22 protein-coding genes are annotated in these 21,415 nt (G+C 65.7%); 10 read left to right on the top strand and 12 right to left on the bottom strand.

The annotated features are described in order from the left end of the window. Positions 1 to 91 precede the first annotated feature (91 nt). The 3 genes from KK141_RS15775 to KK141_RS15785 are packed head-to-tail and all read right to left on the bottom strand — an operon-like array spanning position 92 to position 3,158. Positions 92 to 1,024: a 1-phosphofructokinase family hexose kinase gene (locus tag KK141_RS15775; RefSeq protein WP_214571517.1), complete on the bottom strand. Its 933-nt coding sequence runs from the start codon at positions 1,022 to 1,024 to the stop codon at positions 92 to 94. Further along, positions 1,021 to 1,959 carry a carbohydrate kinase family protein gene (locus tag KK141_RS15780; RefSeq protein WP_345777587.1) on the bottom strand — a complete coding sequence of 313 codons (939 nt, stop codon included), beginning with the start codon at positions 1,957 to 1,959 and terminating at the stop codon, positions 1,021 to 1,023. The genes KK141_RS15775 and KK141_RS15780 overlap by 4 nt, the downstream gene beginning before the upstream one ends. Beyond that, a complete protein-coding gene (locus KK141_RS15785; RefSeq protein WP_250901785.1) occupies positions 1,956 to 3,158 on the bottom strand; it encodes a tagatose-6-phosphate ketose isomerase in 1,203 nt (400 codons plus the stop codon). The genes KK141_RS15780 and KK141_RS15785 overlap by 4 nt, the downstream gene beginning before the upstream one ends. Positions 3,159 to 3,266: 108 nt before the next feature. Between KK141_RS15785 and KK141_RS15790 the strand changes: the two genes are divergently transcribed. From KK141_RS15790 to KK141_RS15810, 5 genes are all read left to right on the top strand, one after another. Then, positions 3,267 to 4,133: a fructose-bisphosphate aldolase gene (locus tag KK141_RS15790; protein ID WP_250901786.1), complete on the top strand. Its 867-nt coding sequence runs from the start codon at positions 3,267 to 3,269 to the stop codon at positions 4,131 to 4,133. 115 nt (positions 4,134 to 4,248) lie between these two features. Beyond that, a complete protein-coding gene (locus KK141_RS15795) occupies positions 4,249 to 5,451 on the top strand; it encodes an amidohydrolase family protein (protein ID WP_214571519.1) in 1,203 nt (400 codons plus the stop codon). Further along, on the top strand, positions 5,448 to 6,254 hold the full coding sequence (gene agaR, locus KK141_RS15800; protein WP_214571520.1) for a transcriptional repressor AgaR: 807 nt from the start codon (positions 5,448 to 5,450) through the stop codon (positions 6,252 to 6,254). The genes KK141_RS15795 and agaR overlap by 4 nt, the downstream gene beginning before the upstream one ends. Positions 6,255 to 6,607: 353 nt before the next feature. Then, a complete protein-coding gene (locus KK141_RS15805; RefSeq protein ID WP_214571521.1) occupies positions 6,608 to 7,864 on the top strand; it encodes a DUF5077 domain-containing protein in 1,257 nt (418 codons plus the stop codon). A gap of 80 nt (positions 7,865 to 7,944) precedes the next feature. Further along, the gene (locus KK141_RS15810) at positions 7,945 to 9,237 is read left to right on the top strand and encodes a DUF5077 domain-containing protein (protein WP_214571522.1); all 1,293 of its coding nucleotides are present in this window, start codon (positions 7,945 to 7,947) and stop codon (positions 9,235 to 9,237) included. A gap of 61 nt (positions 9,238 to 9,298) precedes the next feature. Here the strand turns inward: KK141_RS15810 and KK141_RS15815 are convergent, their stop codons facing one another. From KK141_RS15815 to KK141_RS15825, 3 genes are all read right to left on the bottom strand, one after another. Then, positions 9,299 to 10,051 carry a DNA/RNA non-specific endonuclease gene (locus KK141_RS15815; RefSeq protein ID WP_214571523.1) on the bottom strand — a complete coding sequence of 251 codons (753 nt, stop codon included), beginning with the start codon at positions 10,049 to 10,051 and terminating at the stop codon, positions 9,299 to 9,301. 166 nt (positions 10,052 to 10,217) lie between these two features. Then, positions 10,218 to 11,015 carry a hypothetical protein gene (locus tag KK141_RS15820; protein WP_214571524.1) on the bottom strand — a complete coding sequence of 266 codons (798 nt, stop codon included), beginning with the start codon at positions 11,013 to 11,015 and terminating at the stop codon, positions 10,218 to 10,220. Positions 11,016 to 11,140: 125 nt separating this feature from the next. Next, positions 11,141 to 11,746 carry a class I SAM-dependent methyltransferase gene (locus KK141_RS15825; protein ID WP_214571525.1) on the bottom strand — a complete coding sequence of 202 codons (606 nt, stop codon included), beginning with the start codon at positions 11,744 to 11,746 and terminating at the stop codon, positions 11,141 to 11,143. Between the two features lie 152 nt (positions 11,747 to 11,898). Between KK141_RS15825 and KK141_RS15830 the strand changes: the two genes are divergently transcribed. From KK141_RS15830 to KK141_RS15840, 3 genes are all read left to right on the top strand, one after another. After that, positions 11,899 to 12,186 carry a hypothetical protein gene (locus KK141_RS15830; protein WP_214571526.1) on the top strand — a complete coding sequence of 96 codons (288 nt, stop codon included), beginning with the start codon at positions 11,899 to 11,901 and terminating at the stop codon, positions 12,184 to 12,186. Between the two features lie 154 nt (positions 12,187 to 12,340). Further along, a complete protein-coding gene (locus KK141_RS15835; RefSeq protein WP_214571527.1) occupies positions 12,341 to 13,903 on the top strand; it encodes a DUF1800 domain-containing protein in 1,563 nt (520 codons plus the stop codon). A gap of 23 nt (positions 13,904 to 13,926) precedes the next feature. Then, on the top strand, positions 13,927 to 15,126 hold the full coding sequence (locus KK141_RS15840) for a DUF1501 domain-containing protein (protein ID WP_214571528.1): 1,200 nt from the start codon (positions 13,927 to 13,929) through the stop codon (positions 15,124 to 15,126). Positions 15,127 to 15,238: 112 nt separating this feature from the next. Here the strand turns inward: KK141_RS15840 and KK141_RS15845 are convergent, their stop codons facing one another. The 5 genes from KK141_RS15845 to KK141_RS15865 all read right to left on the bottom strand — a co-directional run bounded on the left by KK141_RS15845 (position 15,239) and on the right by KK141_RS15865 (position 18,873). Beyond that, positions 15,239 to 15,577: a DUF1090 domain-containing protein gene (locus KK141_RS15845; protein WP_214571529.1), complete on the bottom strand. Its 339-nt coding sequence runs from the start codon at positions 15,575 to 15,577 to the stop codon at positions 15,239 to 15,241. 199 nt (positions 15,578 to 15,776) lie between these two features. Beyond that, positions 15,777 to 16,220, bottom strand: a complete 444-nt coding sequence (locus KK141_RS15850; protein ID WP_214571530.1) for a DUF1579 family protein — start codon at positions 16,218 to 16,220, stop codon at positions 15,777 to 15,779. A gap of 25 nt (positions 16,221 to 16,245) precedes the next feature. After that, positions 16,246 to 17,577 carry a hypothetical protein gene (locus KK141_RS15855; protein ID WP_250901788.1) on the bottom strand — a complete coding sequence of 444 codons (1,332 nt, stop codon included), beginning with the start codon at positions 17,575 to 17,577 and terminating at the stop codon, positions 16,246 to 16,248. Between the two features lie 28 nt (positions 17,578 to 17,605). Continuing rightward, positions 17,606 to 18,511, bottom strand: coding sequence for a sensor domain-containing protein (locus KK141_RS15860; protein ID WP_214571531.1), 906 nt, complete (start codon positions 18,509 to 18,511; stop codon positions 17,606 to 17,608). Then, positions 18,508 to 18,873: a PadR family transcriptional regulator gene (locus KK141_RS15865; RefSeq protein ID WP_026636043.1), complete on the bottom strand. Its 366-nt coding sequence runs from the start codon at positions 18,871 to 18,873 to the stop codon at positions 18,508 to 18,510. Before KK141_RS15865 ends, KK141_RS15860 begins: the two co-directional genes overlap by 4 nt. 584 nt (positions 18,874 to 19,457) lie before the next feature. On the opposite strand from KK141_RS15865, the gene KK141_RS15870 reads away from it, so the two are divergent. Both KK141_RS15870 and KK141_RS15875 read left to right on the top strand, forming a co-directional pair. Further along, positions 19,458 to 19,850 (top strand): hypothetical protein, encoded by a 393-nt coding sequence (locus KK141_RS15870; RefSeq protein ID WP_214571532.1) that lies wholly within the window; start codon positions 19,458 to 19,460, stop codon positions 19,848 to 19,850. Between the two features lie 26 nt (positions 19,851 to 19,876). Then, positions 19,877 to 20,461, top strand: coding sequence for a hypothetical protein (locus KK141_RS15875; protein ID WP_250901789.1), 585 nt, complete (start codon positions 19,877 to 19,879; stop codon positions 20,459 to 20,461). 43 nt (positions 20,462 to 20,504) lie between these two features. On the opposite strand, the gene KK141_RS15880 is transcribed toward KK141_RS15875, so the two are convergent. Beyond that, the gene (locus KK141_RS15880; RefSeq protein WP_345777589.1) at positions 20,505 to 21,284 is read right to left on the bottom strand and encodes an SMEK domain-containing protein; all 780 of its coding nucleotides are present in this window, start codon (positions 21,282 to 21,284) and stop codon (positions 20,505 to 20,507) included. Positions 21,285 to 21,415 lie beyond the last annotated feature (131 nt).

Below are 21,415 nucleotides of genomic sequence, written 5' to 3' on the forward strand. Positions count from 1 at the left end.
TCTCTCCAGTTTTGGAAAACACCACGGTCCTCCCCGTGGCCTCGTAACACTGTCCCGCGCGCTGCCGCTCCCACGGCGGCGAGCGGTGTCGTCAACCGTCGTAGCGGACCAGCTTTACCTCCGGCAGCAGCGCTTCCACCTGCGCCCGCTGCACATAGCCGGTCTCCTCGTGCAGCGCGTTGGCCGCGCCGCAGGCCACGCCCAGGCGCAGCGCCTGTGCGGGTTCCTGGCCGCGCCGCAGCGCCACCGCCACGCCGGCCAGGAAGCAATCGCCCGAGCCCACCGCATTCGCGCTGTGCGCGATGGCGAGCGAGGCGTGCCAGCAGGCCGCGCCGTCGAAACCCAGCGCGCCTTGCGCGCCGAGCGTGATCACCGGGAATGCCACGCCGCGCGTGTGCAGCTCGCGCGCCACGGCGGCGCCGTCTTCCAGCGTGTCCACCGCGCGGCCGGCCAGCTGGCCCGCCTCGTCACGGTTGGGCTTGAGCAGGAAGGCGCCGGCAGCGGCGGCCAGGCGCAGCGCTTCGCCGCTGGCGTCGACCAGGCAGGGCAAGCGGCGCGGCGCGATCTGGCGCAGCAGCGCGGCATAGGTATCGGCTTCGAAACCGCGCGGCAGGCTGCCGGAGAACACCATGGCGTCGCTGTCTTCCACGCAGCGCCACAAGGTGTCGAGCAATTGCTGCTGCGCGCGCGGCTGCAGCAGCGGGCCGGGATCGAGCACTTCGGTCATGCGCCCGCCGCGCTCGCGCAGCGCCAGGCACTGGCGCAGTTCGCCGGGAATTTCCACGCCGTGGAACAGCACGCCGCGCTCGCTCATGCGGCGGGCGATCAGGTTGCGATGGAAGGCGTCGGTCAGGCCGACCAGCTGCACCGGCTCGCCCAGCGCGGCGATGGTCTGCGCCACGTGCAGGCCCTTGCCGCCGGGGTAGGCCTGCACCGCGGCGGCGCGCTGAACTACGCCGGGTTCCAGCGCGTCCAGCGTGTACAGCCGGTCGATCGCGGTATTGAAGCCGGCGACGGTGATCATGCGGCGCCCGCCAGCAAGGCCGCGACTTCGTCCGCGCTGGCCTGGCGCGTGGTGCCGCCGATGCCGCGCGTGGACAGGCTGCCGCAGGCGTTGCCCCAGCGCAGGCAGTCGCGCAGCGGCAGCTGGCGCAGCCACGCATGCAGGAAACCCGCATCGAAGGAGTCGCCGGCACCGGTGCTGTCCACCGCTTCAATGGCGAGCGCCGGCGCGATCAGCAGCGCGCCGTCGTGCAGCACCGCGCAGCCTTGCCGGCCGCGCTTGGCCACGATCAGGGTGCGGCCGTTGTCCAGCGCGGCCAGCGCCTTGCGCACGTCGGTTTCGCCGGTCAGCGCGCGCAGCTCTTCTTCGTTCGGCAGAAATACGTCGACGTCTTCGAGCACGCCGCGCAGATCGTCGCCCCAGCGCTGCTCGGGATCGAAACCCGGATCCAGCGAGATGCTCAGACCGGCCTTGCGGGCGCGCGCGAACAATTGGCGGATCCCGGGGCGCAGCGCCTTCTGCAGATAGAACGAAGACACATGCAGGTGGCCCGCGCCCGCCAGCAGTGCATCGCTGACATCTTCCGCGCGCAGCGCCGCGATGGCGCCGCTGAAGGTCACCAGCGAACGGTCGCGCGGCGTGGACAGCGAGACGGTGATGCCGGTGCGCAAGGCGGCTTCCGGCTGCAGCGAAGCGACATCGATGCCGGCCTCGCGCATGGCGTCGAGGCAGTACTGCCCCCACGCATCCGCACCCAGCCGGCCATGAAACGCCACCGCATTGCCCAGCCGCGCCAGCCCCATCGCGCAGATCATCGAGGAACTGCCCGGCGTCATCAGGAAATCGTCGGCCAGCACTTCCTGGCCCGGCGCGGGCTCGGCGTGCAGGCCTTTCAGGACCAGGTCGACATTGACCTCGCCCACCACCAGCACGCGCTTAGGCACGGCCGTCGTCACGCGCCGTTTCCGTGCAACGTGAAGGACTGCACCACGCGCGTGAGCACGCCTTGCGAAGGTGCGTCGGGGCGATCGCCAAGACGCAGGCAGCGGAAGAATGCCAGCAGCTGGCCCACCGCCACGTCCGCCAGCAGCGAAGGCAGTTCGCCGTGGTGGCCCAGGCCGGCGAGTTCGATCGCCACGTCGCCGGGCCGCAGCACGTCGGCGGGAATGCCCTCGCCCACCACCAGCTTGGCCAGGCCCAGTTGCTTGCGGTCCAGTTCGCGCAGCAGATCCAGCTCGTAGCCGCGCACCGCCGGATCCGCCGACAGAAAGCCGACGATCAGCGTGCTGGGCCGGATGCTCGACATCGGCCCGTGGCGCAGGCCCAGGAAGGTCTCGGCCATGGTGATGACCTTGCCGCCGGTCATCTCCACCATCTTCAGCGCCGCTTCGTGCGCGGCGCCGATGCCGCCGCCGCTGCCGAGGTACACCGCGGCCTCGACGTTGCGCGACGCCAGTTCCGCCAGCGCCACCGCCTGTTCGTCGAACAGGTAGTCGACCACCGCGGCCAGCGCGGCGACGGCCTGCTCGGTCAGCACCTCGGCGCTGTCCAGCAGCAGGCCGGAACCGGCCAGCAGCAGGTTGGTGAAGCTGCTGGTCATCACCAGGCTGCGGTCGTTGGTGCGCTCGTCCAGCACCAGCACGGTGACGCGCGGATCGTGGTTGTAGCGCGTGGCGAGCTTGCCGTTGGCATTGCAGGTGATCACCAGGTGCCGCCATGCCGGCGCATCGGCCAGCACGCGATCGACCACGCCGCAGCTTTCGGGGCTGTCGCCCGAGCGCGCCAGCGAGATGAGCAGGCCCTCGCCCGGCGGCAGCACGCCGCGCCAGTGCGTAAGCAAGGTGCCGGCGGCGATGGCCTGCGCGGGAACGCCTAAGCCTTCCTGCAGCGTGGGTGCCAGGCATTCGCCGATATACATGGAGCTGCCCGAACCGGTCAGCACGATATGCGGCGGCCGCGGCGACATGGCGCGTGCCAGCCGCTCGCGCACCGCCGGCTCGCGCAGCAGGGCCGCGGTGCCGCGCCAGGTGGCGGGCTGCTGCAGCACCTCGCGCAAGGTGTCGGCGTAGCCGGCCGTCTGCTGCTCCGCCGCGGGGCGGCTGCGCAGTCCGGAAAGACCGTCGTTTTCTTTCGTTTTCTTATCAACTATTGACATTTCGGTCGTTTCGCTCGAATGTGAAACCGTTCGATCACGAAACGCAGGGTATTCGAAATGATTCAGAGCACACAAGCCCTTTCGAAAACTTCCGAACGGTTTTCGAAATTGGCGCTTTCACACGGCAAGCGCACCCGGCTGTGGCGCCTGCTATACGGCCACGGCCCGCGCAACGGCAGCCTGCTGGTCCTGCCGCTGGACCAGGGCCTGGAACACGGCCCGACCGATTTCTTCCCCAACCCGCCCGCGATCGATCCGGACTACCAGTTCCGCCTCGCCGTGGAAGGCAACTTCTCCGCCATCGCGCTGGGCGTGGGCCTGGCCGAGAAGTACATGGGCGAGTACTGCGGACGCATTCCGCTGATCCTCAAGCTCAACGGCAAGACCAATATCCCCAGCGACGCGGAAGCCACCTCGCCGCTGTTCGCTTCGGTCGAGGATGCGGTGCGCCTGGGCGCCGACGCGGTGGGCTACACCATGTATGTCGGTTCGCCGCGCCAGGCGGACGAGATCCGCCAGTTCGAAAAGGTGCGCCAGGACTGCGAGCGCTACGGCATGCCGCTGGTGATGTGGTCGTATCCGCGCGGCGAGGCGATCGAGGCCAAGGGCGGCAAGAACAGCCTGTTCGCGCAGGACTACGCCGCGCGCGTGGCCATCGAGATGGGCGCGGACATCGTCAAACTGCACGAGCCCAACGACCACCGCACGAATGCACCGGCGCCGTACGACCAGCTGCAGGAAGATGCCGGCGCGCGTGCCGAACGCGTGGTGCGCTCGGCCGGCCGCACCATGGTGCTGTTCTCCGGCGGCGAGAAGAACGACGACGATGCGGCGGTGCTGCGCAAGGTCGAGTTCTACATGGCCTCCGGCGCGCAGGGCGTGATGTTCGGCCGCAACATGTGGCTGCGTCCGCTGGATCAGGCGGTGGCGCTGGTGCACGAAGTGCACAAGATCATGGCCAAGTACCCGCGCTGATCGTCGGACGTAGGTTGGGGTGAGCCGCAGGCGAACCCCAACAACCCGTGCACCGCCGTCACCACGTTGGGGTTCGCTGCGCTCACCCCAACCTACGCGACCAGAAAACGCTCACATGCCCAAACCCTGCCTCTGCTGCTCCCCGCCCACCGGCGCCGGCACCGTCCGCATCGACAGCGGCAAGAACCAGCTCGCCACCGCGCCGGACGAGAGCAAGAGCAGCCTGCGCCTGTTCGACTTCAAGCCGCGCAGCATGCTGCACGTGAAGCAGACCCGGGTGGAGCGCCCGCGCTTCCCGGTGATCGACATGCACACCCACCTCACCTGGACCGCCAACGTGCGCAACGGCGTGTCGGTGGGCGAGGAAATCACCGTCTTCGCGCAACCGGAAGACCTGTTGCCGGTGATGGACCGCAAGGGCATCCGCACCCTGGTCAACCTCACCGGCGGCACCGGCGCGGGGCTGGAACAGGCCATCCGCAGCTTCGACCAGGCCGCGCCCGGCCGCTTCCTCACACTGACCGAACCCTCGTTCGGCCTGTTCGGCGCAGCCGACTATGCCAACCGCCAGGCCGACGCCATCGCGCATGCCCACCGCGCCGGCGCGCGCGGCCTGAAGCTTTTGAAGACGCTGGGCCTGTATCTGCGCGAGCGCATCGACAACGGCCCGCTGGTGGCGATCGACGACCGCCGCTTCGACCCGATGTGGGAAACCTGCGCCGCGCTCGGCTTGCCGGTATTCATGCACGTCTCCGATCCCGAGGCGTTCTTCCTGCCCACCGACGCCGGCAACGAGCGCTACGAGGAACTGGCGCGGCATCCGGACTGGTCGTTCTACGGCCCGGAATTCCCCAGCAATGCCGAACTGATCGCCGCGCGCGACCGCCTGATCGCCCGCCACCCGAACACCACCTTCGCGCTGATGCACGTGGGCAACGGCGCGGAAAACCTCGAGGCCGTGGCGGCCTGCCTGGAGCGCTATCCCAACACCTTGGTGGACATCAGCGCGCGCATCGGCGAGCTGGGCCGCCAGCCGCGCACGGCGCGGCGCTTCTTCGAGCGCTTCCAGGACCGCATCCTGTTCGGCACCGATGCGGTGCCCTCGCCCTGGGGCGACGACGTCCCGCAGCAGCTGTTCGGCGACGCGCTGTACGAGATCTACTACCGCTTCCTGGAAACCGACGACGAGTACTTCGACTACGCCCCCGCGGAAACTCCGCCGCAGGGGCGCTGGTCCATCTATGGGCTGGACCTGCCAGACGCTATCCTGCGCAAGGTATACCATGACAACGCCGCACGACTTCTAGGCCTTCCATGACTCCAAACCGAGCCTCCGCCCCGACGCGCCGCCTGCTGGTGGAAGAGCGTCGCCGCCTGATCGTCGAATACGTCGAGAAGCAGGGCCGGGCCACGGTGGAGGAACTGTCCAGGCAGTTCAGCACCTCAGCCGTCACCATCCGCAACGACCTCGAATCGCTGGCGCGCAGCTCGGCCATCGCCCGCTCGCACGGCGGCGCCCTGCCCGCCACCGCGCCCAATGCGCACGACACGCCGCTGAACATCAAGGAGACGCGCCATCATGCGCAGAAGCTGCGCATCGGCCAGGCCGCGGCGCGGCTGATCCAGGATGGCGAAACGGTGATTCTCGATTCCGGCTCCACCACGGTGGAGATCGCGCGGCAGATCCGCCAGCAGAAATTCGAATCGCTGACCGTGATCACCAATGCGCTGAATATCGCGCTGGAGCTGTCGGGCCTGTCCAATATCCGCGTAATGATGCTGGGCGGCCTGCTGCGCGAGACCTCGTATTCGCTGGTCGGCCCCGACGCGGAGCAGGCGCTGGCCAAGCTTTCCGCCGACAAGCTGTTTCTGGGCGTGGACGGACTCGATCCGGTGGTGGGCGTCACCACGCCGGATCCGCTGGAAGCTTCGCTCAATGCGCTGATGATCCGCGTGTCGCGCGAAACCATCGCGGTGTTCGACGCGAGCAAGCTGGGGCAGCGCAGCCTCTCGGTGATCACGCCCGTGCAGCAATTGCATCGCGTGATCACCGATAACAGCGCCGAGCCGAAGGCAGTGGAAGCACTGCGTGCGGCGGGCGTGGAAGTGATGCTGGTCTGAATCCTTAGCAGCACACGACGTAGGTTGGGGTGAGCGCAGCGAACAACCCCAACGATGCGTTGCGCCTGCATGCAGCGAGTTGGAGTTCGCTGCGCTCACTCCAACCTACCCCGCCCCCTCTCCCCTCATCGCACTACTGCGATGCACAGCACTTGCATCGTCGATAACTTTCATTATCCTCCGATTTCCGTCGATTAACTTCCGTTTTGAATCAATATCTTTCATTTTCACTTAAAACGAAAATGAAACCGGAACCACGATCGACGCGACGCGAAACCTGCCTGACCCGCAACACCGGACCGCTGGGGGCGGTCCGCCTGACGAATCGAAACGTCACTACTTGGGAGGGAGTCATGCGATCGATTGCGTACCAAAGCCTCGCCTTGCTGTTTGCGATGTCCGCCGCCACCGCTGCGCACGCAGCCACCAGCACCGTGCCGCTGGGTGGCAATGCCTTCATTACGCAAGCCTCGCCCGCCGCGAACGAGCTGATCAGCGACACCGGCCTGCACAACTGGAATTCCAGCCAGGCGGTGATCAGCGTCTACGTCGACGTGCAGCAGGCCGGCACCTTGTCGCTTGCCTTGGCCGGCGCGCTCAACGGCGCCAGCAGCAGCACGGTGAAAGTCACCGTCGCCGGCCAGTCGCACAACGTGAATCTCAGCAGCACCTCGCCGGGTCCGTTCAGTGCCGGCAACTTCAGCGTGGCGCAGGCGGGCTACGTCAAGGTGGATCTGCAAGGCGTGTCCACCAACGGCGGCTACTACGGCGACATCAGCGGCCTGCAGGTTTCCGGCAGCGCCACCAACGCGGGTGTGACTTACGCCAACGACTCCGCCAACTACTACTGGTCGCGCCGCGGCCCCTCGGTGCACCTGGGCTTCACCGCGCCCGCCAACACCGAATACTTCTACAGCGAGATCAACGTCCCCACCGGGCAGGACGCGATCGGCTCCTACTTCATGGCCAACGGCTTCAACGTCGGCTACTTCGGCATGCAGGTGAATTCCGCGACGGAACGCCGCGTGCTGTTCTCGGTGTGGGATCCGCCGAGCGGCAGCACCACCCTGGTGCGCAAGGGCGCCAACGTCACTACCAATGGCTTCGGCGGCGAAGGCACCGGTGGCCAGAGCTACCTGGTCTACAACTGGGTGGCGGGCCACACCTACCGCTTTCTTACCCGCGCGCAACCGGACGGCAACGGCAATACGCAGTACACCTCGTGGTTCTCCGATGCCGCCACGCCAACCACCTGGAACCTGATCGCCACCTGGCAATACCCCGGCACCAGCGCCTATCTCAGCGGGCTGTATTCGTTCCTGGAATGTTTCGATCCGGAACGCGGTTACATCGGGCGCCGCGCCACCTACGGCAACGAGTGGGCGAAACCGGCGGGCGGCGCGTGGACCGAACTCACCTCCGCGTATTACGACGTCGACCCCACCGGCCTCAACAGGCAACGCCTGGATTTCGCCGGCGGCCTCAGCGGCGCCAACGCGTTCTATCTGCGCAACGACGGCTTCTTTACGCCGTCCGTCGCTTCCGGCCAGACCTTCGTGCGCAGCGCGAACGGCACGGCGCCGGACATCGATCTCAACGCCCTGCCCTGAGGCAGCCGCGCCGCTTTATCCCGCGGCGGCCGCGCGCGGCTGCCGCGGGACGCACCACCGTCATCCACTGGGAGGGAATCATGCGATCGATCATGTACCGCAGCCTAGTCGCGCTGCTTGCGATGTCCGGCGCCGCCATGGCGCAGGACGCAACCAATACCGTGCCGCTCGGCGGCAACGCCTACGTCACTCATCCCGCGCCCACCGCCGACGAGACCATCGCCGACGACGGCCTGCACAACTGGGATTCCAACAAGGCCGTGGTCAGCGTGTTCTTCGACGTGCAGCAGGCCGGCGAACTGAAACTCGCCCTGGTCGGTTCGCTCGGCGGCGCCAGCCACAGCACGGTGAAGGTGTCGGTGAACGGCCAGTCGCGCCTGGCCAACCTCAGCAGCACCGCGGCCGGACCGTTCGACGCCGGCAGCTTTACCGTGGGGCAGCCCGGCTATGTGCGCGTGGATCTGCAGGGCGTGTCCACCGACGGCAGCTACTACGGCGACATCAGCGGCCTGCAGGTATCCGGCAGCGCCGCCGCGGCTGGCCTGACGTTCGCCAACGATCCCGACAATTTCTACTGGTCGCGCCGCGGCCCCTCGGTGCACCTGGGCTTCAAGGCGCCGGCGAATACCGAATACTTCTACAGCGAGATCACCGTGCCGGTCGGCGAGGATCCGGTCGGCTCGTACTACATGGCCAACGGCTTCAACGTCGGCTATTTCGGCATCCAGGTGAACTCGCCCACCGAACGCCGCGTGCTGTTCTCCGTGTGGGATCCGCCGAGCGGCGGCAGCACCACCCTGGTGCGCAAGGGCCCCGGCGTCACCACCAATGGCTTCGGCGGCGAAGGCACCGGCGGCCAGAGCTACCTGGTCTACAACTGGGAAGCCGGCCACACCTATCGCTTCATCACCCGCGCGCAGCTCGACGATGCGGGCAATACGCTGTTCAGTTCGTGGTTCGCCGATGCGGCCTCGCACGGAAAGTGCAATGCGCACAGCTCGCATGGCAATTGCAGTTGGCATCTGATCGCCACCTGGAAATACCCCGGCGTGGCGACGTATCTGAAGGGCCTGTATTCGTTCCTGGAATCCTTCGATCCCGACCATGGCTACGTCGGCCGCCGCGCGACCTACGGCAACGAGTGGGCAAAGCCCGCCGGTGGCGCATGGACCGAGCTGACCTCGGCGTACTACGACGCCGATCCCACCGGCCTGAACAAGCAGCGCCTGGATTTTGCCGGCGGCCTGAAGGGCGGCAACGCGTTCTATCTGCGCAACGACGGATTCTTTACGCCGTCCGTCACTTCGGGTCAGACCTTCGTGCGCACTGCCAATGGCACGCCGCCGGACGTCAACCTCGACAACCTGCCTTGACCGCCTTGTAGCGTAACCCGGCTCTCCCGCGAGAGAGAGCCGGGTTTTCAAGCCATGGAACTCAAGGCAGCGTCAGGTCGATCGGGTTGGACTTCATCGACGACGACAGCGAAGGAAACGGATCCACGCCCGACATGGTCTTGACGTCGACCATCGAGATCACCGTGCAGGTGTAGTCGTCTTCGTTGGTGCACAGGAACGCCGCGGCGCCGACGCCCGGCTCGTACACGGCCTTCCAGGTGTACTCCGGCACCGCCATGCCGTCCTTGCCGATGGTCGGCACCGCATCGGTCGCGAAGGCCGGGCCCGTCACCACATAGACATCGCCGAGCTGGGTCGCCAGGCCGCGCACATAGGTCTCGATCTTCTCCCACTCGCCCGCGTTGAGCTTGTGCACCTGCGGCACCACGTTGGCCATCGAGAAGGTCTCGCCTTCGGACGTCAGCGTCGACGCGTCGCCGGCCGGCGTCATATGGCCGCGGTCGTAGCCGCTGTTGGTGTAGTCGGACGACTGCGAACGGTCCGCGCTGGGAATGCCGGTTTCCTGATGCCAGGAACCGCTGCGGCTGATCGAATCCGCACCCGCCACCTGGTCGGCGGTCAGATGCTCGGCCGAATACAGCGGCCCCTTGGTGACGCCGGACGCGAACAGCACGTACTCGGTATGGCACACCTCGGTGGTGCGACTGGTCAGCGAGGCATCCAGCACGGGCGCCTTGCCGGCGATAAAGAAGTTCGGGCAGGCCGTGCCGGCGTACGCGGCACCGGAAGCGAAAAAGCAGACGGCAAGCAACCATGCGCCAATGCGAGACATGTCGTTCTCCGGGTAGGGGGAACCCGGAACCTAGGAATCGGCCATGTCAGCGCGGTGACATCCGGTCGCGCACAATTTCTTGCGCCGCCACTTGTGAAGCGGGTCACTTCCGCGTGCGTCCGTTACGCACGCAACGCGTGCTTTCCCGGTTGGCGATGAGTGCGGATCAGGCCGCGCGCCGCGCCTGCCGCACCGGAATCAGCGCGCCGATCAGCGCCATCACCAGGGTAGCGTCGAACAGCACCTGGTAGCTCAGCTCCACCCGCGTGCCGTCGCGCAGATGCAGGCGCAGGCGCGAGGTCCAGGCGGTGACGTCCATCTCCGCGATGTCGCCGAATGCCACTTCGCGGCCTTGCCAGGTGAGCGCGGTCAAGCTCACGCGCAGCGCCTTGGCGGTGGAGGCGCGCAGATACGAGCGGATGCCCGTAGCGAAATCGCGCTGCCACTGGCCTGTCTGGGTCAGCACCTTGAATTCCACCACGCGTCCGCGTTCCAGCTCGCCAAGCAGCTTCGGCAGGCGCGCATGCAGATAGGCCCGCTCCAGCGCGTCGTAGAACTTCCGGTAGCCGCTGAGATGGGCGTTGACCATGCCCCAGTGCTCGTCGCCCTCGCGCCGCCAGGCCAGGCCTACCGGCAGGCCGGCGCGATAGAACTGGCAGGTCTCGGCGATCTGCTCGAAGCGCCAGCTCTCCTTGCCGCGGCCGCCGCGGCGCTGCACGCCCTGCTCGCCCAGCACCCAATACGTGCGGCGCATCAGCACGGCCGCGCCGATCAGCGCGAGGCCGATCACCGCACAACCGATCATGCTGCCATTGATCAAGGCCGCGCCATCGGCCACCGCCTTGCCGCGGATGGTGAACAGCAGCGCTGCGCAAGCCAGCAGCATGCTGGCGAAAACGAGTACGACGATGGAAAGCGCCGCGTTGTTGCGATGGCGGCTGATGACGCGTCCGATGTCAGACATGGCTATCCCTGGCGAGTGGCACGGCATGGTGGGCATGGCGCCCTGCTTCCTGGACGCCAACCGATCATAGCCAAAGCGGCGGCCCGCGTTTCGCCAAGCGACGCACAGGCCCGCCCCGGCCCGATTCAGGCCAGCTGTGCCCGCTCCAGCGCCGCGATGCGCCGTTCCAGCCGCGGCCCCAGATAGCAATGCGAGCCGCATGGCAGCAGCCCCGCCTCGCGGAAGTTGCGCAGATACCAGGACGGTGCGCGCGAGGCGAAACCGTCGTGGTCGCCGGCCACGTCGTCCTTGCTGGTATAGGCCTCCAGAAAGGTCACGCCCTCCAGCATGTCGACGATGCCGCCCAGGCCCGCGCGGATTTCCGCGGGCTTGAGGTAATGCAGCACGTCGGTGCAGACGATCAGGTCGAAGCGCTCGTCGAAACGCAGTTCCGCCAGCTGCCCGAAGCGCGCCCAGCCGATATTGCGGCTGCGCCCGTAGCGCGCCACCACGTATTCGCTGGCGTCCAGCCCGCGATAGGCGATGCCCGGCCGCAAGGCACGCAGCGGTGCGCGCCATGGCGCCTCGCCGCAGCCCACGTCCAGCACGTTGCGGATCGGTCGGCCCAGGTAGTACTCGGCCACCGCCACCACCATCGCCACCTTGCGCCGCAACTCCGTGGGCGAGGCCACCGAATGGCGCGGGCTGCGGTACCACTTGTCGAAATAGGCGCGGTCGTAGGTCTTGGGCATGGGTGGCGCGAGCGTGGCGGTTGGCAAGGTTCCGGCTATTGCAGCATGAAAAGCCGCGCCGTCACTACTGATCCTTACCGCTTGCGTCACCCGCTGCATACAGGCCCCGCGCCAGCATGGCTGGCGTATCCGCAGCACCCGGTACTTCCGCCATGCCCATGATCCGAATGCGCATCTCCGGCAACCACGACAAGATCGATACGCTGATCGGCGCGATCCGCGGCATCGACGGCATCGAACACGTGGAAGACGTCGACGAAGAATCCATGGACGAGATGCGCGACGACTCCAGCTCCAGCGACCTGGTCGACGACAGCCAGGGCGACGTGGTGCGCGTGGAGGTCGAAGCGCCGCAGAAGAAAGTGGAGCTGGTGCGCAACGTCGCCCTGCTGGCCACGCGCGAGCTGGATATCGCGGTGGAGTTCGTCGACGAGTTCTGAGCGCGCAACCGCCGCAAGTTCATGCGGAACCCTGGGGTGAATGTCGGCCGAATGCGGCCCGGTCCACGGATGGCCCGTGTCGACGCATGGCAAGGTGACGCGTTGTCAGTTCCCGCACCCTTCGCCGCCGTCAACCGCCAGGAAGCCAAGACGCATGCGCCGCTTCGCTCCAATCCGTCCTCAGGCATTACGCCGCCATCTTTCCACCCTGCTGCTCGCCTGCGCATCGACGCTCGCGCTTGCCGCGCCTCTTGCTTCGGCACGCGGCCGCGACGCGCTCGGCGCCGACGACGTGGCCTGGCTGCGCCGCGACGGCTTCGGCCTGGACAGCGCCAGCGTGGCGCGCTATCGCGAGCTCGGCCGCGACCGCTATCTCGATGCGCAATTGGACGACAAGCTCGGCGACGCGCTGCCGCCGGCGATCGACCAGCTGATCCGCGGCTATGAAGTGGTGAGCACGCCGCCCGATCAGTTGATCGCCTCGTTCCAGTCCGAACAGGAACGCATCAAGGACATGCCCGACGGCGACGCCAAGGTGGAAGCGCGCAAGGCCCTGCAGCAGCGCGGCAACGACCTGCTGCAGGAAGCCCAGCAAGCCGCCCTGCTGCGCGCCGTGTACGGTTCCAACCAGCTCAAGGAACAGATGGTGTGGTTCTGGCTGAACCACTTCAGCATTTACGGCGCCAAGGGGCGCGTGCGCTGGGTCGCCGCGCGCTTCGCCGAGGAAAGCATCCGCCCGCATGCGCTGGGCAAGTTCAAGGACCTGGTGATGGCCACGCTGAAAAGCCCGGCCATGCTCGAGTACCTGGACAACGCGCAGAACGCCAAGGGCCACGTCAACGAGAACTACGCACGCGAGCTGATGGAGCTGCACACGCTGGGCGTGGGTTCCGGCTACACGCAGCAGGACGTGCAGCAGCTGGCCCTGGTACTCACCGGCGTGGGCATCGCGCCGCCGGCCGACAAGCAGCGCATCAACCCGAAGATGGCCTCGCTCTACGTGCGCGACGGCCTGTTCGAGTTCAACCCGATGCGCCACGACTTCGATGACAAGCAGCTGCTCGGCCAGCGCATCAAGGGCAGCGGCTTCGATGAAGTGGAGAAGGCGGTGGATCTGATCACCCGCCAGCCCGCCTGTGCGAAATTCATCGCCACCAAGCTGGCCCGCTATTTCGTCGCCGACGAGCCGCCGCCGGCCCTGGTCGACAAGATGGCGCGCACCTTCCAGCGCAGCGACGGCGATATCGCCAAGGTGCTGCGCACCATGCTGGAGGCGAAGGAGTTCACCGCCGACAGCGGCAAGAAGTTCAAGGACCCGATGCAGTTCGTGGTCTCCTCCGTGCGCCTGGCCTACGACGGCCGCCCGGTGGTGAATGCGCGTCCGCTGCTCAACTGGCTCAACCAGCTGGGCGAGCCGATCTACGGCCGCCTCACCCCGGACGGCTGGCCGCTGGACGTCGCCGGCTGGGCCAGTTCCGGCCAGATGGCCAAGCGCTTCGAGATCGCGCGCGCCATCGGCACCGGCAACAACCGCCTGTTCGTGCCCGAGGGCAGCAACGGCGTGGCGCCCGGCTTTCCGATGCTGACCACGCGCCTGTACTACGACGCGATCGATCCGCACCTTTCGGTGGCCACGCGCGATGCGCTGGGCAAGGCCGCTTCGCAGCAGGAGTGGAACACCTTCCTGCTGTCGTCGCCGGATTTTAATTACCGTTGACCAATTACCGCTGAGGGATCGCCATGAACCGCCGCCAGTTCCTGCTTGCCGCCGCGGCTGCCGCCGCCTCGCCGATGTTCGGCTATGCCGGCCGCCTGTTCGCGGCGCCGGCCAGCACACCGCGCCTGCTGCTGGTGTTCCTGCGCGGCGGCTACGATTGCAACAACCTGCTGGTGCCGTGCGGCAGCGACTTCTATTACGAATCGCGCCCCACCATCGCCATTGCACGTCCCGACGCGGCCAATGCCAACAGCGCGATCGCGCTGGACGGCCAGTGGGGCCTCAACCCCGTGCTGCGCGATTCGCTCTATCCGCTATGGCAGCGCAAGCAGTTGGCCTTCGTGCCGTTCGCCGGCACCGACGATATGTCGCGCAGCCATTTCGAGACGCAGGACAATATCGAATCCGGCGAACCCACCGGCCAGCGCAGCGACTATCGATCGGGCTTCCTCGCGCGGCTTTCCGGCTCGCTGTCGAACGTGCCCTCGATCGCCTTTACCGATGCACTGCCGCTGAGCTTCCAGGGCGGCGGCAAGGACATCCCGAATATCTCGCTGCGCGGCGTGGCCAAGCCGGCCTTCGACGAACGCCAGTCGGCCATCCTTGCCGAGATGTACAAGGGCACCACGCTCGCCGCCGCCGCCACCGACGGGCTGGAGCTGCGCCAGAAGGTCTCCAAGGACCTGCAGGACGAAATGATGAAGGCGAACCGCGGCGCCACCACCGCGAAGAACTTCGCCGCCGAAACGCAGCGCATCGCCACCATGATGCGCGACCAGTACCGCGTGGGTTTCGTCGACGTCGGCGGCTGGGATACGCACGTCAACCAGGGCGGCGCCAACGGCGCCCTCGCCAACAACCTCACCAATCTCGGCCAGGGCCTGGCCGCTTATGCGGATGCGCTCGGCGACGAGTGGAACAACACCGTGGTGGTGGTGGTTTCGGAGTTCGGCCGCACCTTCCGCGAGAACGGCAACAAGGGCACCGACCATGGCCACGGCACGGTGTACTGGGTATTGGGCGGCCGCGTGCGCGGCGGCCGCATCGCCGGCGAACAGGTGGCCGTGAACGCGAAGAACCTGCTGCAGAATCGCGACTATCCGGTGCTCAACAACTACCGCGACGTGCTCGGCGGCCTGTTCGCGCGCACCTGGGGCTTGTCGCCGAGCCAGTTGCAGGCGGTGTTCCCGGGCGCGAAGCCGCGCGACCTGCAACTGGTCTAGAACAGCCCCACCTTGTCCGTAGGTTGGGGTGAGCCAACGGCGAACCCCAACATCGGTGCATCCATGCGCATCGCACTGTTGGGGTTCGCCTTCGGCTCACCCCAACCTGCGGCTATCGATCGCGCGCCTCGCGCAACTCCTGTTGCGCTTCTTCCAGGCGGCGCTGCTTCTTGGCGATCTTGTCGGACTTGCCGGTAGCCTGCGCCTCGGCCAGTTCGCGCTGGCGATCCGCCACCTTGCGTTCCTTCTCGCTCACATGCTGCTGCAGATCGGCACGCAGGCCCTGATCCGTGCAGTGCTCGCGGCTTTCCTGCAAAGCCTTCTGCAGACCGGCCGCCTGATTGGCATTGCCATGCAGGTTGGCATAGCCGATCTGCTGTTCGATGTCGTGCTGTTTATCCGCACAGGTGACGCTGGCCTGCGCGGTGGCGGCCAGCGAAATCGCAAGCACGGATGAAGCTATCAATAAAGAAGATTTGACCAACATTAGGATATTCCTTACGTAAAACGTCGCTTCGCACGCAGACGGAAGCGATCGCCGGGATTGGCGCCCATGCCTGGGGAAACGGCATGGGCGCGCTATGACCCGGCATGCTCACGAAAGTTCGGAGCACTATCCCGAATGAGGTCTCCGGCGAGAGTTCGCCGGATCAGGCGATGCGGCGATACGTTCCGCTCATCACCGCTTCCCACTGCACGCCGCCATCGAACGAACTCTCCAGCGCGAGCGTGTAGCTGCCGTCGTCCTTCGGCGTATACACGTGGCGCGTCTGCCCGCGCGGCGAGCTGCGCAGGAACACCAGCCGCTTGCCGTCCCAATGGCCCGGCGCCGGCGTGGACGGCACGAAGCCGTAGCTGTCGAACCAGAACAATTCGAAACGATCGTGTTCGGGACCTGCAGCAATCACCGCATGCGCCTGCAAGGCCGGCTTGCCGTCGCGCTGCTCGCGATAATCGATCACCAGCGACTTGCCGCCCAACTCGATACGCGCATCCACTTCCGCCGTGGCGGGGCCGCCCTGGCCCCAGCGCGTGGTGGCGATCTGTTCCTCGCCGCTCCAGCGGCCGATCAGAAATCCCAGCGTGTCCTGCATCGAAAAAACCTCGTGTGCGGTGCGCTCAATGCGCGCCCTGGTTGGCAGGCGACAGCAGCAGGTCACCCGGTCGTTCGCCGGCTTCCATCCGCCAGCCTTCGTTGAGTTTCAGGGTCCAGCCCGGACCCTCGATGGTGCCCGTGCGCGCGGCCTGCTTGCCCGGCACGGCCACGTAAAGATGCTTCCAGTCCGGCGCCAGCAACGCACCTGCGCTCACCTCGATGGCGCCCCAGTCCGACAGCACCTTGATGGTGGGATAGACCGTGCCGGCCTCGCCCAGCGGCACCAGGGTGCTGGGATTGAACATCACCTTCGGCTCGTGCAGCGGCAGCACCAGGCGTGGACCGTCGACCAGCAGCGCCTTATAGCGCGCGATGTCCTGCTGATGGCGCTGCTCGCGCGCCTGTTCCGCGGCGAGCAGCGCGGGGCCGTCGTAGGCGGCGGAGCGGTGCTGCACTTCGGCGTCGGTGGCGTTGACGTTCTTGATGCCCAGTGCGCCGGCAAGCAGGTCGGAAAGACCGGTGTCCGGCGTTCTGATACGTTGCCGCCACGTGGGCAGATAGCGATCCAGCAGCAGGCCATAGCCTGGCCCCGTGGCATAGGCGAACGAGCGCACGAAGCTGGGCGCGGAGACGTGCGAAACCAGGTCGTCCGCGGTCAGCGCGGTGCGCTCCGCCGGCGACACCGCGCCGATCGCGATGCCGGTGTACTCGGCCAGGCCTTCGTTGCGTTCCAGCGAACGCTCGCTCCGCGCGGCATCGGGAAATTGCCGGTAGCGCGCCGCACGGAACAGCAGCGCATCCGCGGCATGGCTGCGGCGCGCCTTGTCGTCGGTGGCCGCCACGGCCTTGGCCAAGGCGCGCCACTCCAGTTGCATGAGGTAGCGGCCCTGCAAGGTGTCGAGCTGATCGTTGCCCAGCTCACGCGGTGGATTCAGGCCTATCTGCGGCTGGATGCGATGGAAGGACTCGTGCGCCATCAGCACGCGCCGCTGTCCCGCATCCGCCGGCAGTGGCCAGCCCATCTGCGCCCAGCGCACGCCGGCCCAGTCCAGCGAGCTGTTGGCGAAGGAAACGTCGTCCGGCAGATGGCCGGTGAACACGCCCTGCTCCGCCTTCAGCAAACCTTGCGCGTCCGCCTGGTTGGCGATGACGCGGCGGGTGGGCGGGTCGACCAGCATGATCGGACCGCACAGGCTGACGCCCCACAGCTTGCCGCCATCGTGCTGGCATTGCTGCTTCGCCTCGCCGAACCAGGCCTTGGCCTGCGCGGGTTCGAAGGGCGGAGCATCCGCCGCGGCGACGAAACTCGATGACAGGCACAGCGCGAACATCAGGCAAGAACGCGTACGAAGCATGAGGCCTCCGGCGACGGACTGGCGGGATTCAGTTGACGCTGCGCGACACCAGCAGGCTCTTGGCGATCAGACCGTGCATCCGCCCGATGCCGCGCACCAGGTGCAGCGTGGCGAACAATAGCAACACGCCAATCACGCACAGCACCAGTGCATCGCCGAAGGTGGGTACGTGCCAGCCGTAGCCCCAGTTGATGTTGGCCAGCTCGTGGTCGAAGTCGCCGAAGGTCCAGGCCAGCGGCGCGCCGGTGAAGGCGATCGACACCGACAGCAGGGTCACGGTGATGGTGAAGTAGATGATGCCCAGCGGCAGCATCAGCACCATGTACAGCATGGTGGTCCAGGTGCGCGCGTCGGTGAACATGGTGCCGATGCGGCTCATCAGCGAACGGCCGGCCACCGGAAATGGCGGACGCCGCGGCATGCGCACGCCCAGCATGGTTTCCACGATGCGCCCTTCCATCAGCGACAGCCCGCGCACCGTGCCGAAGAACAGCACGATAAAGGGAATGCCGACGATGAGCACCGCCAGGCCCGCCGACATGGAAATGCCGGTGACCACCCAGGTGAAGTAGATGATGCCGGTGGCCAAGGCCAGCAGCATGTAGAACAGCGAACCCCAGGTGCGTGCATCGGCGGCAACGCCGAAGAAGCGCCCGATCAGCGAATGCCGCTTCGGCGGCGGCGGCGGACGCAGCGCGCGCTGGATCTTGATCTCCTGGTCGCGGTAGATGTCGGCCACTTCCTCGGGCGAACCGTAGCTGCCCACCACCTTGGCCAGCATGTCTTCCTGCGACATGCCCGGGTGTTCCTGCAGTTCGGCGCGCAGGTGTTCCTCGGCGTCGTAGAGCGCGTCCTGGATCAGCGCCGGGTCGGCCCCGGCCAGCGCGGCGCGCAGCTGTTCCAGATATTCCGCGATGGTGCGCGGCGTGTTCATGTCACCCCTCCTTGCAAGACGGTATCGACGGAATCGCGGGTAGCACTCCACGCCGCCACCCACTCGCGCAGCGCTTCGCGGCCCAGCTTCGTAATGCGGTAATAGCGGCGCGGCGGCCCGCTGACCGAAGGCTCGACTTCGCTTTCCAGCAAGCCGTAGGCCTCCAGGTTGCGCAGCACCGGATAAAGCGCGCTCTGCTTCCCCGCCAGCACGCCCTCGCCCACTTCCTCCAGCCGCTTGGCGATCTGGTAGCCGTACATCGGCTGCCGCGACTGACCCAGCACCGCCAGCAGCACCAGGGACACGGTGCCTGCCGACAGCTCCTTCTGGAATTTCTTCAACAGGCCGGCGACGTCTTCCACCTGGCTCACCCTCTGGGCTACTTAGCCGTGAGTGAATCATAGTGTGAAGTTATGGATAGTCCATGCGCTGGAAGTCATGGGGTGGCGCTGGAATGGGCTTGGGCATGACACCAATGTTTGTGCAGGTTGTACAAACAATGGTGTCAGGGGTGATGTACAAACATTGGTGTCAGGCGCCCCACAGTGAAGTCCACAAAACCCACCCCAGAGACCTTGAGCGACGGCTGGCGCGGCGGATCTTCACGATACTCGGCGGCTGCAGCCGCCTCGCTAGATAGGCCGCGTGGCCGAACCCCCTAATCACGGCCCTCGCTGTTCGGACGATGCCTGGGCAAGTTCGACCGGCAGACGTCGACCCAAGGCTGACCTTCACGGGCCGGGCTCTCCGTCCAGTTGCAGGCTTGGTTGTTAGCCAGACCCGGCAAAGATAAGCTCCCCTCAGAACAAGGGGTTGTGTCAGAATTTCTTGGCGCAATAGTGGGCATATAACCGGACTCATAGGTCCGTTTATTCAGTAGTTAGGGGGCAGGATGCGACAGGGGCGCGGCGGGTCAAGCTGGCATGCCGAGGAAACGTTCCGTGGCTTGCTCCAGATTTCGCTAGAGGGCCTGCGGTTCTCTGTCCTCGTTAATGGTAGTGCAGCGGTGGCGCTTCTCGCGTTCTTGGGAAAAGACAACCGCGCCCAGATCGCTCTGAACTCTGTCCAATGGTCTATTGGCTTTTTCATTGCGGGTATTGCACTCGGTGGCATCGCCTATGTCACTGCCTACATCACACAGCTGCGCCTATACGGCGAGTCCGCACTAGGTGAATCGCAGTCCGGCTTCTGGCGGCATAACACGTTTATTTACACCACGATCGGGCTAGTTCTGGCTAGCGTTCTGGCCTTTGCGATCGGGGCATTTGTGGGGGCAACCGCATTGCAGCCGCTGCCCCCTAACCATTCGTCCAAGCCGACGCTTCGCGGCGCGGCTTAACTCCGGCGTTATGCCCCATGGATCCAATGTCAGCCGCCACAGCTTTCGCCACGATCATCAGCCTGCTGGCTGACTTTGTAGCGCATCGGGGAGCAAATGAGGGAAAGTCCTTCGACGACTTCATGACGTGGCTCTCTGAGCAGCGCCACGACGAGATCAAGTCTCTGCTTGAGCTAAACACCAACACCACAATCGGCGTGAAAGCGCTCCTCAGCGAGAACCAGCGTGAGATTTTGGCTCGTCTGCAGTCTCTCGACAGATCCATGGCGAACTTTGCTGCCGGCTTCGATGCTTATCGAGGCTTGGCGCAGGCTGCTCACCCTGCATCTGGACTTTCATCGCAAGCCATCTCGCTCCTCAACCAGTTTTACGATTCTGGTGCCAGCCAAATCCTGGCCATTCAGTACTATGACGGCACAAGAACGCTGCCCATTGTGGATGGCCCCAGCGGAAGCGAACTCCAGATCACGGACCCACGATTCCTCGACGATGATCTTGCAACTTTGGTTGAGCTCGGCTTGCTCGGACTTGATCACAATGGCAAAGGTGATCGCATGTACTCCTTCCGCCGCTCCGCCGCCCGATTCGTGGAGAGCTCGCGTGGGGCATAACTAAGGCGTTGACGGTCAGCTTCTGACCGACAGCAGCAGATCCCTAGTCGATTTCGTGCATCCCCAGATGCATGTCAGAAATTCCATAGCTTATGGCGATCGCCTGAGCCGACAACAATATCGATTGCTTTAGCTCGTCGATCGCCCGCATGTCGTCGAATTCTAGGCATACAAAGTTCTCACCGGGACGCCGCCGACGGTTGACGATTGCTGTGATTCGGCCGATCCGATCCATCACGGACCGCAGGAAGTGGGTGATCTTGTCATCCTGAAACTCATGGTGTGCCTTAGATCTTTCTTTACGGTTCACTGTGCCCTTGCCAATCAGTTCTGTGATCTCAGTCAGGCCTCGGGTCATATCGTCGACGTTGCCCTCGCATGACATGGAGTGTCTAACTGCGTTCCGGCTGATGTATCCAAGCGCGATTCGCAGGCACACCACGTCGTCGTATGGGTGGATCGACGCGTAGTCCAGATGGTGACGGATGGCATCCAGGACGCCCTGTACGGAAGCTTCATCGCCGAGGTCCACCAATCGATCGATAAGAAACCCGGGGCCTATCACTTCGCAATAGGTCGGCACTTTCGCCCGCTTGGTGTGCTTGCAGAAGCCAAAGATGTAGAGCTTAGCGAAGCCATCTCTGATGGACGTTCCGTTAGGGCCGTTCTTCTCAAATGCATCAATCGTCTTCTTTACCTTGGCAGCGTCCGCTACCGAGGTAACCTGCACGGCGATGCCGCCACCCTTGGTTTTGTCGGCGGCATCGATGGCCGGAAAGCTCGTACGGAGTTCATCCGTGCGCTTCAGGTCCGCAATGTCCAGCGATTGGTACGCCCCCGCTTTCGTAGACGGTTAGCTGCTGGATTTTGAGTTAGCCGCCTCGAACATCATTGGCGCAAGGCCACCCAGATGTCCATGTCGGCGTTGTCGGTTGTAGAAAACCTCGATGTAAT

This window comes from Dyella sp. LX-66 (assembly GCF_018599165.1).
Lineage (GTDB): Bacteria > Pseudomonadota > Gammaproteobacteria > Xanthomonadales > Rhodanobacteraceae > Dyella_D > Dyella_D marensis.

What these genes read in the sequence shown, in the direction of transcription:
- KK141_RS15775 (WP_214571517.1), bottom strand. Translation starts at nt 1,024, where the DNA reads ATGATCACCGTCGCCGGCTTCAATACCGCGATCGACCGGCTGTACACG.
- KK141_RS15855 (WP_250901788.1), bottom strand. Translation starts at nt 17,577, where the DNA reads ATGCTTCGTACGCGTTCTTGCCTGATGTTCGCGCTGTGCCTGTCATCG.
- KK141_RS15830 (WP_214571526.1), top strand. Translation starts at nt 11,899, where the DNA reads ATGCCCATGATCCGAATGCGCATCTCCGGCAACCACGACAAGATCGAT.
- KK141_RS15875 (WP_250901789.1), top strand. Translation starts at nt 19,877, where the DNA reads ATGTCAGCCGCCACAGCTTTCGCCACGATCATCAGCCTGCTGGCTGAC.
- KK141_RS15860 (WP_214571531.1), bottom strand. Translation starts at nt 18,511, where the DNA reads ATGAACACGCCGCGCACCATCGCGGAATATCTGGAACAGCTGCGCGCC.
- KK141_RS15835 (WP_214571527.1), top strand. Translation starts at nt 12,341, where the DNA reads ATGCGCCGCTTCGCTCCAATCCGTCCTCAGGCATTACGCCGCCATCTT.
- KK141_RS15785 (WP_250901785.1), bottom strand. Translation starts at nt 3,158, where the DNA reads ATGTCAATAGTTGATAAGAAAACGAAAGAAAACGACGGTCTTTCCGGA.
- KK141_RS15820 (WP_214571524.1), bottom strand. Translation starts at nt 11,015, where the DNA reads ATGTCTGACATCGGACGCGTCATCAGCCGCCATCGCAACAACGCGGCG.
- KK141_RS15815 (WP_214571523.1), bottom strand. Translation starts at nt 10,051, where the DNA reads ATGTCTCGCATTGGCGCATGGTTGCTTGCCGTCTGCTTTTTCGCTTCC.
- KK141_RS15850 (WP_214571530.1), bottom strand. Translation starts at nt 16,220, where the DNA reads ATGCAGGACACGCTGGGATTTCTGATCGGCCGCTGGAGCGGCGAGGAA.
- KK141_RS15840 (WP_214571528.1), top strand. Translation starts at nt 13,927, where the DNA reads ATGAACCGCCGCCAGTTCCTGCTTGCCGCCGCGGCTGCCGCCGCCTCG.
- KK141_RS15795 (WP_214571519.1), top strand. Translation starts at nt 4,249, where the DNA reads ATGCCCAAACCCTGCCTCTGCTGCTCCCCGCCCACCGGCGCCGGCACC.
- KK141_RS15810 (WP_214571522.1), top strand. Translation starts at nt 7,945, where the DNA reads ATGCGATCGATCATGTACCGCAGCCTAGTCGCGCTGCTTGCGATGTCC.
- KK141_RS15825 (WP_214571525.1), bottom strand. Translation starts at nt 11,746, where the DNA reads ATGCCCAAGACCTACGACCGCGCCTATTTCGACAAGTGGTACCGCAGC.
- KK141_RS15805 (WP_214571521.1), top strand. Translation starts at nt 6,608, where the DNA reads ATGCGATCGATTGCGTACCAAAGCCTCGCCTTGCTGTTTGCGATGTCC.
- agaR (WP_214571520.1), top strand. Translation starts at nt 5,448, where the DNA reads ATGACTCCAAACCGAGCCTCCGCCCCGACGCGCCGCCTGCTGGTGGAA.